This is a genomic window from Allobosea sp. P4_C6, assembly GCF_056402015.1.
In genome coordinates, this window is the sequence record NZ_JBFUIF010000001.1 from 149,261 (window position 1) to 164,216 (window position 14,956).

13 protein-coding genes are annotated in these 14,956 nt (G+C 66.6%); 9 read left to right on the forward strand and 4 right to left on the reverse strand.

Features of this window, described 5'->3' with window-relative positions:
• Positions 1–135: 135 nt before the first annotated feature.
• From AC1DVA_RS00770 to AC1DVA_RS00780, 3 genes are read left to right on the forward strand one after another with little or no spacing between them, the layout of a single operon-like run.
• A complete protein-coding gene (locus AC1DVA_RS00770; RefSeq protein ID WP_476804641.1) occupies positions 136–768 on the forward strand; it encodes a LysE family translocator in 633 nt (210 codons plus the stop codon).
• 9 nt (positions 769–777) lie between these two features.
• Complete coding sequence (locus tag AC1DVA_RS00775) at positions 778–1,344, forward strand: chromate transporter (protein WP_265052043.1); 567 nt, start codon at positions 778–780, stop codon at positions 1,342–1,344.
• Positions 1,344–1,883, forward strand: coding sequence for a chromate transporter (locus AC1DVA_RS00780; protein WP_265052044.1), 540 nt, complete (start codon positions 1,344–1,346; stop codon positions 1,881–1,883). The genes AC1DVA_RS00775 and AC1DVA_RS00780 overlap by 1 nt, the downstream gene beginning before the upstream one ends.
• A 9-nt stretch (positions 1,884–1,892) precedes the next feature.
• On the opposite strand, the gene AC1DVA_RS00785 is transcribed toward AC1DVA_RS00780, so the two are convergent.
• The gene (locus AC1DVA_RS00785) at positions 1,893–2,843 is read right to left on the reverse strand and encodes a hydrogen peroxide-inducible genes activator (protein ID WP_265052045.1); all 951 of its coding nucleotides are present in this window, start codon (positions 2,841–2,843) and stop codon (positions 1,893–1,895) included.
• A 138-nt stretch (positions 2,844–2,981) separates the two neighbouring features.
• On the opposite strand from AC1DVA_RS00785, the gene katA reads away from it, so the two are divergent.
• Positions 2,982–4,511: a catalase KatA gene (gene katA, locus AC1DVA_RS00790; protein ID WP_476804642.1), complete on the forward strand. Its 1,530-nt coding sequence runs from the start codon at positions 2,982–2,984 to the stop codon at positions 4,509–4,511.
• A gap of 187 nt (positions 4,512–4,698) precedes the next feature.
• Positions 4,699–5,907: a M20 family metallopeptidase gene (locus AC1DVA_RS00795; protein WP_476804643.1), complete on the forward strand. Its 1,209-nt coding sequence runs from the start codon at positions 4,699–4,701 to the stop codon at positions 5,905–5,907.
• 7 nt (positions 5,908–5,914) lie between these two features.
• Here the strand turns inward: AC1DVA_RS00795 and AC1DVA_RS00800 are convergent, their stop codons facing one another.
• On the reverse strand, positions 5,915–6,499 hold the full coding sequence (locus AC1DVA_RS00800) for a TetR/AcrR family transcriptional regulator (RefSeq protein WP_476804644.1): 585 nt from the start codon (positions 6,497–6,499) through the stop codon (positions 5,915–5,917).
• Between the two features lie 111 nt (positions 6,500–6,610).
• Between AC1DVA_RS00800 and AC1DVA_RS00805 the strand changes: the two genes are divergently transcribed.
• Positions 6,611–6,835 (forward strand): hypothetical protein, encoded by a 225-nt coding sequence (locus AC1DVA_RS00805; RefSeq protein ID WP_476804645.1) that lies wholly within the window; start codon positions 6,611–6,613, stop codon positions 6,833–6,835.
• 19 nt (positions 6,836–6,854) lie between these two features.
• Here AC1DVA_RS00805 and AC1DVA_RS00810 read toward each other — a convergent pair whose 3' ends face one another.
• Positions 6,855–8,696, reverse strand: coding sequence for a glycoside hydrolase family 15 protein (locus tag AC1DVA_RS00810; protein ID WP_476804646.1), 1,842 nt, complete (start codon positions 8,694–8,696; stop codon positions 6,855–6,857).
• 2 nt (positions 8,697–8,698) lie between these two features.
• Positions 8,699–9,499, reverse strand: a complete 801-nt coding sequence (otsB, locus tag AC1DVA_RS00815; protein ID WP_265052050.1) for a trehalose-phosphatase — start codon at positions 9,497–9,499, stop codon at positions 8,699–8,701.
• Between the two features lie 279 nt (positions 9,500–9,778).
• Here otsB and otsA point away from each other — a divergent pair, with 279 nt between their 5' ends.
• The 3 genes from otsA (at position 9,779) to prfA (ending at position 14,924) form a co-directional block, all read left to right on the forward strand.
• Complete coding sequence (otsA, locus tag AC1DVA_RS00820) at positions 9,779–11,335, forward strand: alpha,alpha-trehalose-phosphate synthase (UDP-forming) (protein ID WP_476804647.1); 1,557 nt, start codon at positions 9,779–9,781, stop codon at positions 11,333–11,335.
• Between the two features lie 183 nt (positions 11,336–11,518).
• A complete protein-coding gene (gene ptsP / locus AC1DVA_RS00825; protein ID WP_265052052.1) occupies positions 11,519–13,786 on the forward strand; it encodes a phosphoenolpyruvate--protein phosphotransferase in 2,268 nt (755 codons plus the stop codon).
• Positions 13,787–13,838: 52 nt separating this feature from the next.
• Entirely contained in the window at positions 13,839–14,924 is a 1,086-nt protein-coding gene (gene prfA, locus AC1DVA_RS00830; protein ID WP_476804648.1) for a peptide chain release factor 1, read from the forward strand.
• Positions 14,925–14,956 lie beyond the last annotated feature (32 nt).

The following is a 14,956-nucleotide window of genomic DNA, read 5'->3' on the forward strand; positions in this document are numbered from 1 at the left end:
CTACGGTTCCGCCCAGGCGCTTCGGGCCGCTGCCCAAATCCATCGAAAGGCTGCATGGCCGCTCCTGCGGCGATGCCGATTGTCGGTCTTTCCGATCCATGCTCCAAGCGCTCGACATCGCAGGAGCGTTTCGCCATGCCTGAGACGACGACTCTCGTCACCTTCGCCTTGATCGCTCTCGGCATGGTGCTCACGCCCGGCCCCAACATGATCTACCTGATCTCGCGCTCGATCGCGCAGGGCAGGGGCGCCGGGCTGATCTCTCTCTGCGGCGTGATCCTGGGTTTCTTCGTCTACATGTTCTGCGCCGCCTTCGGCATCACGGCGCTGCTTTTCGCCGTCCCATACGCCTATGACGCGCTCAGATTGGGCGGCGCGGCCTATCTGCTCTGGCTCGCCTGGCAGGCGGTACGGCCGGGCGCTCGCTCGCCCTTCCATGTCCGCGACCTGCCGCATGACGGGCCGCGCAAGCTTTTCGCCATGGGCTTCCTGACCAGCCTGCTCAACCCGAAGATCGCGATGTTCTACCTCGCGCTTCTCCCGCAGTTCATCGACCCGGCCGCTGGCCATGTGCTCGGCCAGTCGCTGGTGCTCGGTCTCGTCCAGATCCTGGTCAGCGGCAGCGTCAACGCGCTGATCGCGACGGCGGCGGGCAGCATCGCGCTCTTCCTGCGCACCCGGCCGTTCTGGTCTCTGGTGCAGCGCTGGCTGATGGGCACGGTGCTCGCCGGTTTCGCCCTGCGCATGGCGATGGAATCGCGGCGCTAGCAACCGTCGATGTCAGCCCTCGAAACCGCCACGGACGCGCCTCCGCCCTCCCTGTCGGCGCTGTTTACCGGTTTCCTCAAGATCGGATTGATGGGCTTCGGCGGCGTCGGGCCGGTGGCGCGCCATATCATCGTGGCCGAGCGCAACTGGCTGGATGATCGCGGCTATGCCGAGCTGATGGGCATCTGCCAGGCGCTGCCGGGCGCCAACACCGTCAATGCCGCCGTGATGCTCGGCGACCGCTTTCGCGGGACCATGGGGGCGCTGACCTGCGTCTTCGCCCTGATGGCGATGCCGCTGCTCTCGCTGGTCGCGATCGCAAACATCTACGATGCCGTTTCCGATCACCCGCTGGCGCAGGTGGCGTTGACAGGCGCGGCGGCGAGCGCCGCCGGGCTCATCCTCGGCACGGCCTTGCGCCTTCTGACGAAGGCCGGTCTCGCCCGCTGGGCCTGGGTGATGGCCGCTGCGGCCTTTCTCGCCATCGGCGTGCTGCGGCTGCCGATGCTGCCGACTTTGCTGGTGCTGGTGCCTCTCGGCCTTGCCGCGGCCTCATTGGGAGCGCGGCGGGTCTGATGGAACGCAGCGTCTTCGGCCAGCTCGTCATCACCTTCGGTACGATCTCGCTGATGGCGATCGGCGGCGCCAATGCCGTCGTGCCGGAAATCCATCGCCAGATCGTCGACATCCTCGGCTGGATGGACGCGCCGACCTTCGCCCGCCTCTTCGCCATCGCCCAGACGGCGCCGGGGCCGAATGTCATGCTCGCCAGCATCGTCGGCTGGCATGTCGCCGGGACGAGCGGCCTGCTGGTCGCGACGGCCGCCATGTTGATCCCATCCTCGCTGCTGGCGCTCGCCAGCAGCCGCGGACTGCAGCGCTTCAGCGACAACCGCATCGTCCGGATCGTCACGCTGGCGCTGGTGCCGATTGCGCTCGGCCTGATGCTCGCGAGCGGCGCTGTCGCGACGATCGCCGCCGATGCCGGCCTCTTCGGTTTCGTCATCACGGCGGCGACCGCGTTCGTGACCTATCGCTCGAAGATCAACCCGCTCGTGCCGATGGCGGCGGGTACGGCCGTCTACGTTGCGGCCTGGTATGCCGGCCTGGTCTGAGCCGGGCGACTAGGCCGCGATCAGCTTGATCGTGCCGGGCTCGGCGGCTGGCAGCCGGTCGCCGGTGAGCGTGGTGCCGACCTCCGCCAGGATCGCGCCGAGCGCTTCGAAATCGGCCTTGCGCGGCGAGGTCCGGCGCCATGCGAGGCCGATCGAGCGGCTCGGCCCTGGGGCCGCGAAGCGGAAGAGCCTGACCGGCATGTCCGGCCTGAATTCGATCGGCAGGGCCATCGCCGGCATCAGCGTGGTGCCGAAGCCGTTGGCCACCATCTGCATGATAGTCGAGAGGCTGGAGGCGCCGTATTGCCGGCGCGAGCCGCCGGGCGTGGTGCGGCAGAAGCTCAGCGCCTGGTCGCGCAGGCAGTGGCCTTCCTCGAGCAGCAGCAGATTCTCGCCGGCGAACGGCGCATCCGGACGGAAGGGGGCGGCGTTGGGCTGGGCTTCAGCCGGCACGGCCAGCAGGAAGGGATCGTCGAACAGCGGCAGGGTTTCTATACCGGCGCGTTCGATCGGCAGCGAGAGCAGGGCGACGTCGAGCCCACCCTCGATCAGGTCATCGAGCAGGGTCGCCGTCTGTGTCTCGCGGAGTCTCAGATCCAGGGCCGGGTAGCGCCGCTGCAGCAGCGGCAGCGTCGCCGGCAGCAGATAGGGCGCGATCGAGGGAATGACGCCGAGATCGAGCTCGCCGCCGAGCAGGCTGCGGCGATGGCGGGCATGGTCGACGAGATCGCTCGTCTCCAGCAGGATTCGGCGGCCGCGCTCGGCGATCTCCGTGCCCATTTCGGTCAACGCGATGGCGCCGCGCCGGCGCTCGACGAGCTGGCAGCCGAGAAAGGCTTCGAGCTCCTGAATCTGGAGCGACAATGCCGGCTGGCTGACATGGCACTCCTGCGCAGCGCGGCCGAAATGGCGGTAGCGCGCGAGAGCGGCGAAATAGCGAAGCTGCTTCAGTGTAATCATGGCGATTTGATAAACTTATCGTGGACCGCCGTAAACGGTATTGGACATTGTCGTCACAAAGCGCTGTTACTTCCTCCAATTCCAAACCGCTGCGCAGACTGCGCAGCGGCCGGCTGCTCGTAAGGAGGGAAATGAGCCATGTCCGCCAATGATCCGAGGAACCCGAAGACCGGCGTCACCATGACGACGACGGCTGGCGCGCCGATTCCCGACAATCAGAATTCGATCACGGCCGGCGAGCGCGGTCCGGTTCTCCTCCAGGATTATCAGCTCATCGAGAAGCTGGCGCACCAGAACCGCGAGCGCATTCCGGAGCGCGCCGTCCATGCCAAGGGGTGGGGGGCGCATGGCACGCTGAAGATCACCGGCGACATCTCGAAATACACCAAGGCCAAGGCTCTGCAGCCGGGCACCGAGACCCCGCTGATCCTGCGCTTCTCGACGGTGGCGGGCGAGATGGGTGCGGCCGACGCCGAGCGCGACGTGCGCGGCTTCGCGATCAAGTTCTACACGCCGGAAGGCAACTGGGACCTCGTCGGCAACAACACGCCGGTCTTCTTCGTGCGCGATCCCGTGAAGTTCCCCGACTTCATCCACACCCAGAAGCGGCATCCCAAGACCAACATGCGCTCGCCCACCGCGATGTGGGATTTCTGGTCGCTGAGCCCTGAGAGCCTGCATCAGGTCACCATCCTGATGTCGGATCGCGGCCTGCCGACCGATGTGCGCCACATCAACGGCTACGGCTCGCACACCTATTCGTTCTGGAACGACAATGGCGAGCGCTATTGGGTGAAGTTCCACTTCAAGACCCTGCAGGGCCACAGGCACTGGACGAACGAGGAAGCCGAGAAGGTCATCGGCAAGACGCGTGAGTCCACCCAGGAGGACCTGTTCAACGCGCTGGAGCGCGGCGAGTTTCCGAAGTGGAAGGTCCAGGTCCAGATTATGCCGGAACTGGACGCCGAGAAGACCTCCTACAACCCCTTCGATCTCACCAAGGTCTGGCCGCATGCGGATTATCCGCCGATCGACATTGGCGTGATGGAGCTCAACCGCAACCCGGAGAACTATTTCGCCGAGATCGAGAACGCGGCCTTTTCGCCGTCGAACATCGTGCCCGGCATCGGCTTCTCGCCCGACAAGATGCTGCAGGCCCGCGTCTTCTCCTATGCCGACGCCCATCGCCACCGGCTCGGCACGCATTACGAGAATATCCCGGTCAACCAGCCGCAATGCCCGGTGCATCACTATCACCGCGACGGCCAGATGAACACGTATGGCGGTATCCGCACCGGCCATCCGAACGCCTATTACGAGCCGAACTCCTTCAGCGGCCCGGTCGAGCAGCCCTCCGCCAAGGAGCCGCCGCTGAAGATCTCGGGCGATGCCGACCGCTACAACCATCGCATCGGCAACGACGATTACGGCCAGCCGCGCGCCCTGTTCAACCTGTTCAACGCCGGCCAGAAGGAGCGCCTGTTCTCCAATATCGCCGCGGCGATGGGCGGCATCCCGCAGGAGATCGAGGAGCGCCAGCTCGCGCATTTCGACAGGGTCCACCCGGATTACGGCAACGGCGTGCGCCGCGCGCTCGCCAGATCGGATGGCCGGGCTCGTCCGGCGATCTCGGTGACCGAGAACACGCCGCAGGAAGCGGCGGAGTAATTCGCTAACGCCGACCGAAAAAAGGGGCCGCGCTTCCTGCGCGGCCCCTTTTTGTTGCCCGCAATTGCTCGGAGCGGGCGGCATGCGCGGCATGAATGGCATCGCCGCGGCCATCTGCCATTGCCCATGTGGCCGCAGCCAGTAAGCTCGCTGCATTGTCCCATGCGGAACGACTGCGAGTGAGCCGATGAGCGCCTTGACCCCCGAGGAACAGAAAGTCACCGAGTGGCTGGCGAGCCGCAAGGAAGGGATGGTCGCGCTGCTGCGCGAGATGGTCGATACCGACTCGGGCTCCTACGACAAGGCCGGTGTCGACAGGGCCGGCGAGGTCGTCGCGCGCTTCCACAAGGCGAACGGGCTCGATGTCGAGATCGTGCCGGATACCCGCTTCGGCGACGCGGTGAAGGCGCGCCTGCCCAACCCCACCGCCAACGACCAGCGGCCGGTACTGCTGCTCGGCCATCGCGACACCGTCTTCCCGCAGGGCGAGCCGACGCGCCGGCCCTTCACCATCAAGGGCTCGCGCGCCTATGGGCCGGGCGTCGCCGACATGAAGGGCGGCATCGTCATCTCGGCCTTCGTCGCAGCCGCCTTCGCCGAATGCGGCGGAGTTTCCGCGCCGATCCTGATGCTGACCACCAGCGACGAGGAGATCGGCTCGCCATCCTCGCGGCCGGTGATCGAGGCGGCGGCGCGCGAGTCGCGCTGCGTCTTCAACGCCGAGCCCAGCCGCCTGCCGGCGGGCACCGATTTCGCCAGGGATCACAAGCAGTCGGTCACCAGTGGCCGCAAGGGCGGTGTCTTCATGCGCGCCGAGTTCACCGGCAAGCCGGCCCATTCCGGCGCGAACTACGAGAAGGGCGCCTCGGCCATCGTCGATCTCGGCCACAAGATCCCGAAGCTTCAGGGCCTCACCGATCTGGAAAAGGGCGTCACCGTCAATGTCGGCCTGATCGGCGGCGGCCAGACCGTCAACACTATCGCGCCTCACGCCTGGTGCGAGATCGACCTGCGCTATGTCACCGCCGCCCAGCGCGACGAGATGGTCGGCAAGATCAAGGCCATCGTCGAGGCGCCCGAGGTCGTGGGTACCAGCGCCGTCCTCTCGATCAAGGGCGAATTCCTGCCGCTCGAGCGCTCGCCGGAATCGGCCGCGCTCTATGACACCTATCGCGAGGCGGCCGCCGCCTTCGGCATTGGCGTCACGGCGGAGTTCACCGGCGGCTGCGCCGATTCCGGCTTCACCGCCGCGCAGGGCACTCCGACGCTGTGCAGCGTCGGCCCGATCGGCGGCATGGCCCATACGCCGGACGAGTTCCTGGAAGTCGAGAGCCTCGTGCCGGCGGCGCAGGTGCTGGCACTCGCCGTGATGCGGGCTGCCGCCAGGGTGGAATAAGCCGCGCTCAGCGGCAGAGCAGGGCGATCTTGCGCGGGAGCGAGGGCTCGTCCTCGCTCAGCCGGTCGGTCAGCACATGCAGCCAGTTGAAGCCGACCCAGAGTTCGAGCCGGTCGTCGATCTCCTCAGCAGCGAACGCGCCGCGCTCGGCGGCGCGGACGAACATCTTGCGGGGTGAAGCCAACCTCTCCGGCATGAACTTGAAGCGCAGAGCGGCGAGGGCGGTCTCGCTGGTCTGGGCTTCGGCGATCAGCCCCCGGAAGACACGGCCCGCCGTATCCTCGCGCCAGAAGCGCCAGAGGTCCTTCGTGTAGCGTAAGAGATCGTCGCGAAGCGATCCCGTGTCCGGCACCGGGATCGCCGCGTCCTTGTCCGCTCCGTAGATCGCGATGAAGAGCTCGGCCTTGTTCGGCCACCAGCGATAGATCGTCGGCTTGCCGGCACCGGCGCGGCGGGCGACCTCCTCGATCGAGAAACCCGCATAGCCCTTCTCCGAGAGAAGGGCCCGCGCCGCCGCCTTCACGGCGGCCTCCGTCTCCGGGCTGCGTCGTGCGCCGATCGAGGCGCGGCGCTTCGTATTCGGCTCCGTCATGCTTTCCACCATTCCGGGCTTCGGTGCAGCCCGCTTCTTGACATAACGAAACGGGCCGTTTAATTCAATCAAATAGAAACGATACGTTTCGTTCCAGACAAGGTCACTCTCATGGGCACGCCTTCTTCTCTGTCGCGATTTCTCGCTCGGCTGCGCTTTCTGGTCGTCGCCACCCTCGGCGCCTATGCCGCGATCAACGTGCTGCTGATGGCGATCATGCCGTTCACGCAGGGCTGGCCGACATTGGGCGTCACGGCGCTGGCCGTGCCGCCGATGGTGCTGGTGATGGTCTATGCCGTGATCCCGGTGGCTTTCCGCGTCGGTTCGCCACGCTGATCCCTGCGCCAGCCGGGGCTCAGAAGGCCTCTTCCCAATTGCGGCTGAGGCGCATCGCCGAATTGATCAGCCCGACCATCGAATAGGTCTGCGGGAAATTGCCCCAGAGCTCGCCGGTCTTGAGATCGGCATCCTCGGATAGCAGGCCGAAGCTGTTGCGCCGCTTGAGGATGCGATCGAACAGCTCCTTGGCCTCCTCGCTGCGGCCGATGGCGTTCAGCGCATCGACATACCAGAAGGCGCAGATCAGGAAGCCGGTATGCATGAAGCCGAAATCGTCCTGCGTGGCGTAGCGCAACATCAGGTCGCCCCGCTTCAGATCGCGCCCGATCGCCTCGACGGTCGCGATGAAACGGGCGTCGTCCGGTTTGACGAAGCCGAGCTCGGCCAGCAGCAGCAGCGTCGCATCGAGCTCGGATCCGCCGAAGGTCGAGACGAAATGCCCCTTCTCCTCGTTCCAGATCTGCTCGGCGATGATGTTCTTGAGCCGTCTTGCCTCTCCCTTCCAGTATTCCTTCCGGTCGGCGCGCCCGAGCGTGCCGGCGATGCGGGCGAGCCGGTCGCAGGCGGCCCAGCACATCACGCTGGAGAAGGAATGCACGGCCTCCTTCTCGCGCAGCTCCCAGGGGCCGGCATCGGGCTTGTCGAAGACGGCGATGGCGATCTCGCCCATGCGCTCAAGTTGGCCGAACAATGTATCCTTGCCCGGCTGGATCAGGCGCCGGTCGAAGAATGAATGCGTCGCCGCCAGCACGACCGCGCCGTAGCCGTCGTTCTGGATCTGCGTCGCCGCGCCGTTGCCGAAGCGCACCGGCTGGTGCCCGCGATAGCCCGCCAGGTTCGAGGCTTCGAATTCGAGCAGCGTCCCACCGCGCGTGATCGGGTAGAGCGGCGGCAGATGCTCGGCGCCGCTCTCCGAGAAGGTGTCGACGATGTTGGTGATGAAGCCGAGATAGTCCTCCATCGTCCGCGTCGTGCCGAGCCGGTTCAGCGCATGCACGACGAAATAGGCGTCGCGCAGCCAGCAATAGCGGTAATCCCAGTTGCGCTGCGTGCCCGGTGCTTCCGGGATCGAGGTCGTCAGCGCCGCCACGATCGCGCCGGTTTCCTCGAAGGAGCAGAGCTTGAGCGTGATCGCCGCACGGATCACCTCGCGCTGATATTCGAAGGGGATCGAGAGCGAACGGACCCAATCGCGCCAGTAGTCGGTGGTCTTGTCGAGGAACTCGCGGGACGTGGTCTCGATCTCGGCGCGCAGCGCCTCGTCGGAGCCGATAAAGAAGGAATAGGACTGGTCGACGGCGAAGGGCGTGCTCTCCACGACATAGGAGAGCGGTGCGTTCGTGGTCAGCCGGATGGTCTGGTCGGCACCGACGAAGCGGACATGGTTGGAGCCGCGCGTGAATTCGTCCGGCTCCTCGCCGATGCCGAGGCAGGGCTTGACCAGGACGCGGATGCGCGGGCGGCCCGAAATCCGCCGCACGCGGCGCACGAGCTGCGGCGGACGGAAGGAGCGCTCGTAGCGCACGAAGCGCGGCGCGAAGTCGAGAATCTCGATGGCGTTGCCCTGGTCGTCCGAGAGCACCGAGGAGAGGATCGCGGTGTTGTCGAGATAGCCCTGCTCGCAGCGGGTCATGCCGACGAGTTCGATGCCGAAAAAGCCTTTCTCGGGCTCGGCGTTGCCGTCATTGGCCTGGTTGTCGATCAGCGAGCAGAACACCGGGTCGCGGTCGAAGCGCGGAAAGCAGCCCCACACGATGCGGGCGCGCCGGTCGATGAGCGCGGCGATCGAGCAGTTGCCGATCACGCCAAGGTCGAGCGAGGCGGAGTGCTGCCCCGCAGCCGAAGTCGTTACGGTCATGATCAGTCCTGGGAAAAGCTGGAGGCAGTGAGGCCGCCGTTCTCGGCAGCCTCGAGAAGGATATGCCGCAAGGCGGTGGGCGAAGCGAGCCGGATTGCCGCGAGGCTTTCCCGGTCGGCGCCGATCCGGATCGAGAGGCCGCCCATGGCGTTGACAGCCTCGAAGCCGTCCTCGTCGGTGATGTCGTCGCCAATGAAGACGGGGCGCCGCCCCGCATAAGCCGGCGTCGCCATCAGCCAGGCGATGGCGTTGCCCTTGCTCGCCCCGGCCGGAACCAGCTCCGCCACGGACTTGCCTTCCTGCAGGCGCACGCCCGGTCCGAGCTTGGCCGCGGCCTTGCGCATCAGATCGAGCGCCTCGTCCTTCAGTTCCGGCGCGAGCCGCCAATGCAGCGCAGCCGAGATGCGCTTGTCTTCGACGATGATGCCGACATGGCTGTTGGCGAACCGGACGAGGTCGCGCACGGCCTCGCGCATATTCTCCGGGACATCGGATTGGGAGCGGATCTCGTCGCCCTGCCTTATCTGCGCCCCGTGCAGGCCGGCGATGTCGAACCGATACGGCGTGAGCATCTCGTCGAGGAAGGCGATGGGGCGCCCGGAGACGAGCGCGAGCGCTCCGCCGAGCTGCTGGCGCAAGGCTTCGAGCGCCGGAGCAACGCGCCGATCGAGCTGAACGTCCTCCGGCGACGGCGCGATTTCGACGAGCGTTCCGTCGAAGTCCAAAAACAGAGCGATCTGCTGCGCCCCCGCATCGATATCGCGGGTGCCGGGAACAGTTTCCGTTTCGATCAATATCGTCATCGTTCTCTATCTGGACAGGGAAGACGGCAGAAGAACGGCTGCCTTCGCTGGCAATCCTTTCGCTCTGCGCCGTGCGGGCCCACGGCGCGGAAAAAACGTCCTTGGGGTTGCCTCGCTCTACTCATCGCCTGATAGTGGCGACCACGATTTCACCGCAGGGCTGCCCCCGCTTCGCCATGCGGCCAGCTCTGCACCCCGGAAACATTACGCCTTTGCGGGCGTTCTGTTCCTGCCGCCGATGGCGAAAATCGGGCGGCCCCCCTGGAGAAATTCGTCGCTATGCGCCTGATCGTCGTTTCGAACCGCGTCACCATCCCTGATCGTCACGAAAAGGCAACGGCAGGCGGGCTCGCGGTGGCGTTGCGCGAGGCTCTCGAGCAGCGCGGAGGGCTGTGGTTCGGCTGGAGCGGCAACATCAGCGAAACGGCGACGAACGAGATCAAGCAGGTCCAGCGCGGCAACGTGACCTACGCCGTGACCGATCTCAGCGAGGCGGAGCGGCAGAGCTATTATCTCGGCTTCTCGAACCGGGCCCTTTGGCCCCTGATGCACTACCGGCTCGGGCTGACTGATTTCCGGCGCAGCGATTACATGGGTTATCTCGGCGTCAACCGCCGCTTCGGCAAGGCGCTGGCGGCCATGATCCAGCCCGATGACATCATCTGGATCCACGACTATCACCTCATCCCGCTGGCCGCCGAGCTGCGCCGGCGCGGCGTCAACAATCGGATCGGCTATTTCCATCACATCCCCTGGCCGTCGGCCGACGTGATCGGGGCCTTGCCGTTCAGCGCGACGCTGATCCGCACGCTCGCCGCCTACGATCTGGTTGGCATGCAGACGGAGGTCGATGCCCGCAACCTGATCGGCGGGCTGGTGTCGTTGTGCGGCGGCCGCACCGACGGGCAGCGCGTCCGGCTCGGCACACGCGAAACTGCGGTGCAGGCGTTCCCGATCGGCATCGATGTCGAATCGTTTCGCCGCCTCGCCGCCGCCTCGACGCGGCAGGCGCCGACGCCACTGCGCGCCACGCGGGAATCGCTCGGCGAGCGCAAGCTCGTCGTCGGCGTCGACCGGCTCGACTATTCGAAGGGCATAGTGCAGCGCCTCGAAGCCTTCGGCGATTTCATGCGCAGCCACCCCGAGCATCGCGGCAGGGTCAGCCTTTTGCAGATCGCGCCGCCTTCGCGCAGCGACGTGCCCGAATATGCCGAGCTCGACCGACTTTCGGATGAGGTCGCGGGGCGTTTGAACGCGCAGCTCGGCGAGTTCGACTGGACGCCGATCCGCGTCGTCAAGAAGGCCTATTCGCGCAGTGCGCTCGCCGGTTTCTATCGCCGCGCTCAGGTCGGGCTGGTCACGCCGATGCGCGACGGCATGAATCTCGTGGCGAAGGAGTATATCGCGGCGCAGGATCCAGCCGATCCGGGCGTGCTCGTGCTCTCGCGCTTCGCCGGCGCTGCTCATCAGATGCGTGAGGCGCTGATCGTCAATCCCTACGACACCCATGAAGTGGCGGAAGCGATCCGCACGGCCCTCGCCATGCCGAAATCGGAGCGCATACGCCGTTTCGAGGCGCTCTACGCGACGATCGCCGCCACGGATATCGATTGGTGGACGCAGCGCTATCTGGCCGTATTGGCGGGAGACGGCAACGTGCCGATTGAGGAAGCCGAGCCCAGGAAAGCGAAGGCGGGCGTGCGGCGGGGCGTACGCGGGGACGCGGCCATTGTCCAGCGGCCGCCGCAAGTGGCCAAGGGGCGCAAGGTCTCGGCAGCATCACGGCGGAAAGGAACGGCGGCGGCCGCTCCTCATCTGGCGCTGGTGCAGTCATGAGACCTTTGCCCAACCATCGCAAAAGCGGTCGAAATCTTGGGGTGATGTTTCACAGCCTGCTCGCGGCTCTTGCCGAATAAGGTCTTTGGTCGCTAGAAGGCAGCAGGACCGGGTTGGGCGACTCAGGTCTGGACAGGCATCGTATCGTCGATGGCTGAGGAGGCGGGCGGAGGGCTGAGATCGATGCGAGGTGCTCTCGGAGGACCGGGCGTTCTGTTGCGCCGCCTCCGCGAGGTCATGGCGGCATCGATCAGCCCGCAGGAGCGGCTCGACAGGCTCGTCGTCCTGATCGCCGGCAATCTCGTCGCGGAAGTCTGCTCAGTCTATGTCCTGCGAGAGGACGGCTCGCTCGAGCTCTACGCCACCGAAGGCCTCAATCGCGAAGCCGTTCACCTCACCACCATGCGCGCCGGCGAGGGCCTCGTCGGCCTGATCGCGAGCGAGGCGGAGCCGCTGGCGCTCTCGGACGCGCAGGCGCATCCCTCCTTCTCCTACCGGCCGGAGACGGGCGAAGAGGTCTATCGCTCCTTCCTCGGCGTGCCGATCCTGCGCGGCGGCGCCGTCATGGGCGTGCTCGTCATCCAGAACCGGGCCACCCGGATCTACTCGGAAGAGGAGATCGAAACTCTCCAGACCACCGCCATGCTGATGGCGGAGATGATCGCGGCCGGCGGGCTGAAGTCCCTGGCCGCGCCCGGTGCCTCCATCGGCCTCGACCGGCCGATCCATGGCGTCGGCGTCGCGCTGGCGGATGGTGTCGGCCTCGGTCATGCCGTGCTGCACGAGCCGCGCGTCGCCATCACCAACCTCATCGCCGAGAATCCGGCCGCCGAGATCGGGCGCCTGGAAGCCGCGATCGGCGAGATGCGCGCCTCGATCGACGAACTGGTGGAGCGCGGCGACGTCGCCCATACCGGCGAGCACCGCGACGTGCTCGAGACCTTCCGCATGTTCGCTCATGACCAGGGCTGGCTGCGCCGCATGCGCGAGGTCGTCGTGACCGGCCTGACCGCCGAGGCCGCCGTCGAGCGCGTCCAATCCGACACCCGCGCCAAGATGCTGCGCCAGACCGATCCCTATCTGCGGGAGCGGCTGCATGATCTCGACGACCTCGCCAACCGGTTGCTGCGCACCCTCGTCGGCAAGGCGAACGGTGTCGCGCGCGAGAACCTGCCGGAAAATGCCATTCTCGTCGCCCGTTCGATGGGGCCTGCGGCGCTGCTCGACTATGACCGCTCGCATCTGCGCGGCCTCGTGCTGGAGGAAGGCGGCCCGACCAGCCATATCGCGATCGTCGCGCGGGCGCTCGGCATTCCGGCGGTCGGCGAGGTCGTGAACGCCACCGCCCTCGTCCAGGTCGGCGATGCCATCATCGTCGACGGCCAGGCCGGCGAGGTGCAGATCCGCCCGCAGCCGGACGTCGAGAACGCCTACAAGGACAAGGCCCGGCTGCGCGCCCGCAAGCAGAAGCAGTACGAGAAGCTGAAGCAGCTGCCGTCCGCCACCCGGGACGGCATCGAGATCACGCTGCAGATCAATGCCGGCCTGATCGTCGACATGCCGAACATCGAGGCGACCGCCGCCTCCGGCATCGGCCTTTTCCGCACCGAGCTGCAGTTCATGGTGGCGCAGCACATGCCGACCACCGCCGAGCAGCAGGCCCTCTACGCCGCGGTGCTGAACGCGGCGGGGGAACTGCCCGTGACCTTCCGCACGCTCGACATCGGCGGCGACAAGGTGCTGCCCTATATGGAGCGCGTCGAGGAGGAGAACCCGGCGCTCGGCTGGCGGGCGATCCGCATCGGCCTCGACAAGCCGCGGCTGCTGCGCGCGCAGCTCCGCGCGATGCTGCGCGCCGGCGCCGGGCGCGATCTCAAGATCATGCTGCCGATGGTGGCGACGACGGACGAGTTTCGCCGCGCCCGCATGATCATCCGCCGCGAACAGGCGATGCTGGAGAAGCAGGGCGTTGCCCCGCCGCGCGATCTGCGCGTCGGCGTGATGGTCGAGGTTCCCTCATTGCTGTTCGAGCTGCCGGAGATCGCGCGCGAGGCCGATTTCCTGTCGATCGGCACCAACGACCTCATGCAGTTCCTGTTCGCGGCCGATCGCGAGAACAAGCGCGTCGCGGATCGCTTCGATCCGCTCGGCGTCGGCGCACTAAGGGCTCTGCGGCGGATCGTCGAGGCGGCGTCGGAAACCGGCTGCCCGGTGACCGTCTGCGGCGAGATGGGCGGCAAGCCGCTTGAGACCATGGCCCTGATAGGGCTGGGCTATCGCGGCTTCTCGATGTCGGCCGCGTCGATCGGCCCGGTCAAGGCGATGCTGCGCGTGCTCGATGTCGGCAAGCTGCGCGAGCGCATGGACTGGATGCTCGCTTCGCCCGAGGGCGCCACCAGCCTGCGCCCGCATCTCGCCGCCTTCGCTGCCGAGTTCAAGGTCCCGGTCTAGCGACGCTCGCTTTCGCTCCGCGGCCTCTTCTCCATCGTTTCAAGAGTTCTCCATGTCCCTTCAGCTTCCCCAGGATCGTCTCGACGGCATCGTGGCGCGCCATGCCGCTGCGACCGAGGAGATCAATCACGCGAGCGATCCCGTGCGGACTGTCGAGCTTGCCAAGGAACTCTCCGAGCTCGATCCGGTCGTCGCGGCGATCGCCGCCTGGCGGCAGGCTCAGCTCTCGCTCGACGAGGCGGAGTCCCTGATCGCCGACCCCGCCACCGATGCCGAGTTCCGGGATCTCGCCTATGAGGAGCGCGACGCCGCCCGGGTCGAAATCGAGGCGCGCGCCCGCGAAATCCTGATCGCGCTGCTGCCGAAGGACGCCGCCGACGAGCGCGGTGTCATCCTCGAGATCCGGGCCGGCACCGGCGGGGACGAAGCCTCGCTCTTCGCGGGTGATCTGCTGCGCATGTACCAGCGCTACGCCGCCCAGAAGGGCTGGAGCGTCGATGTGCTGTCCGAGAGCGAAGGCACGGTCGGCGGCTACAAGGAAGTCATTGCCGAGATCAACGGGCGCGGCGTCTATGCCCGCCTCAAATTCGAATCCGGCGTCCATCGCGTCCAGCGCGTGCCGGACACCGAAACGAGCGGGCGCATCCATACCTCGGCTGCGACGGTGGCGACCCTGCCGCTCGCGAGCGAAGTCGATGTCACGCTCAACGACGCCGATATCCGCATCGACACGCTGCGTTCGGGCGGTGCCGGCGGCCAGCACGTCAACAAGACGGAATCGGCGGTACGCCTGACCCACATCCCGACCAACACCGTCGTGCTGGTCCAGGACGAGCGCTCGCAGCACAAGAACAAGGCAAGGGCCTATGAGTTGCTGCGCGCGAAGCTCTTCGACATGGAGCGCATGCGGATCGATGCCGAGCGGTCGGCGGACCGGCGCTCGCAGGTCGGCTCGGGCGATCGCTCGGAACGCATCCGGACCTATAATTTCCCGCAGGGGCGGGTCACCGACCATCGCATCAACCTGACGCTCTACAAGCTCGACGAGATGATGCAGGGTCTGGTTCTCGACGAGGTCGTCGATGCGCTGACCGCCGAGCATCAGGCAAGGCTGCTGGCGGAAGAAGGGTCGTCGTGAAAGCGTGGCGATGAAACCAAATCGCCCTGCCG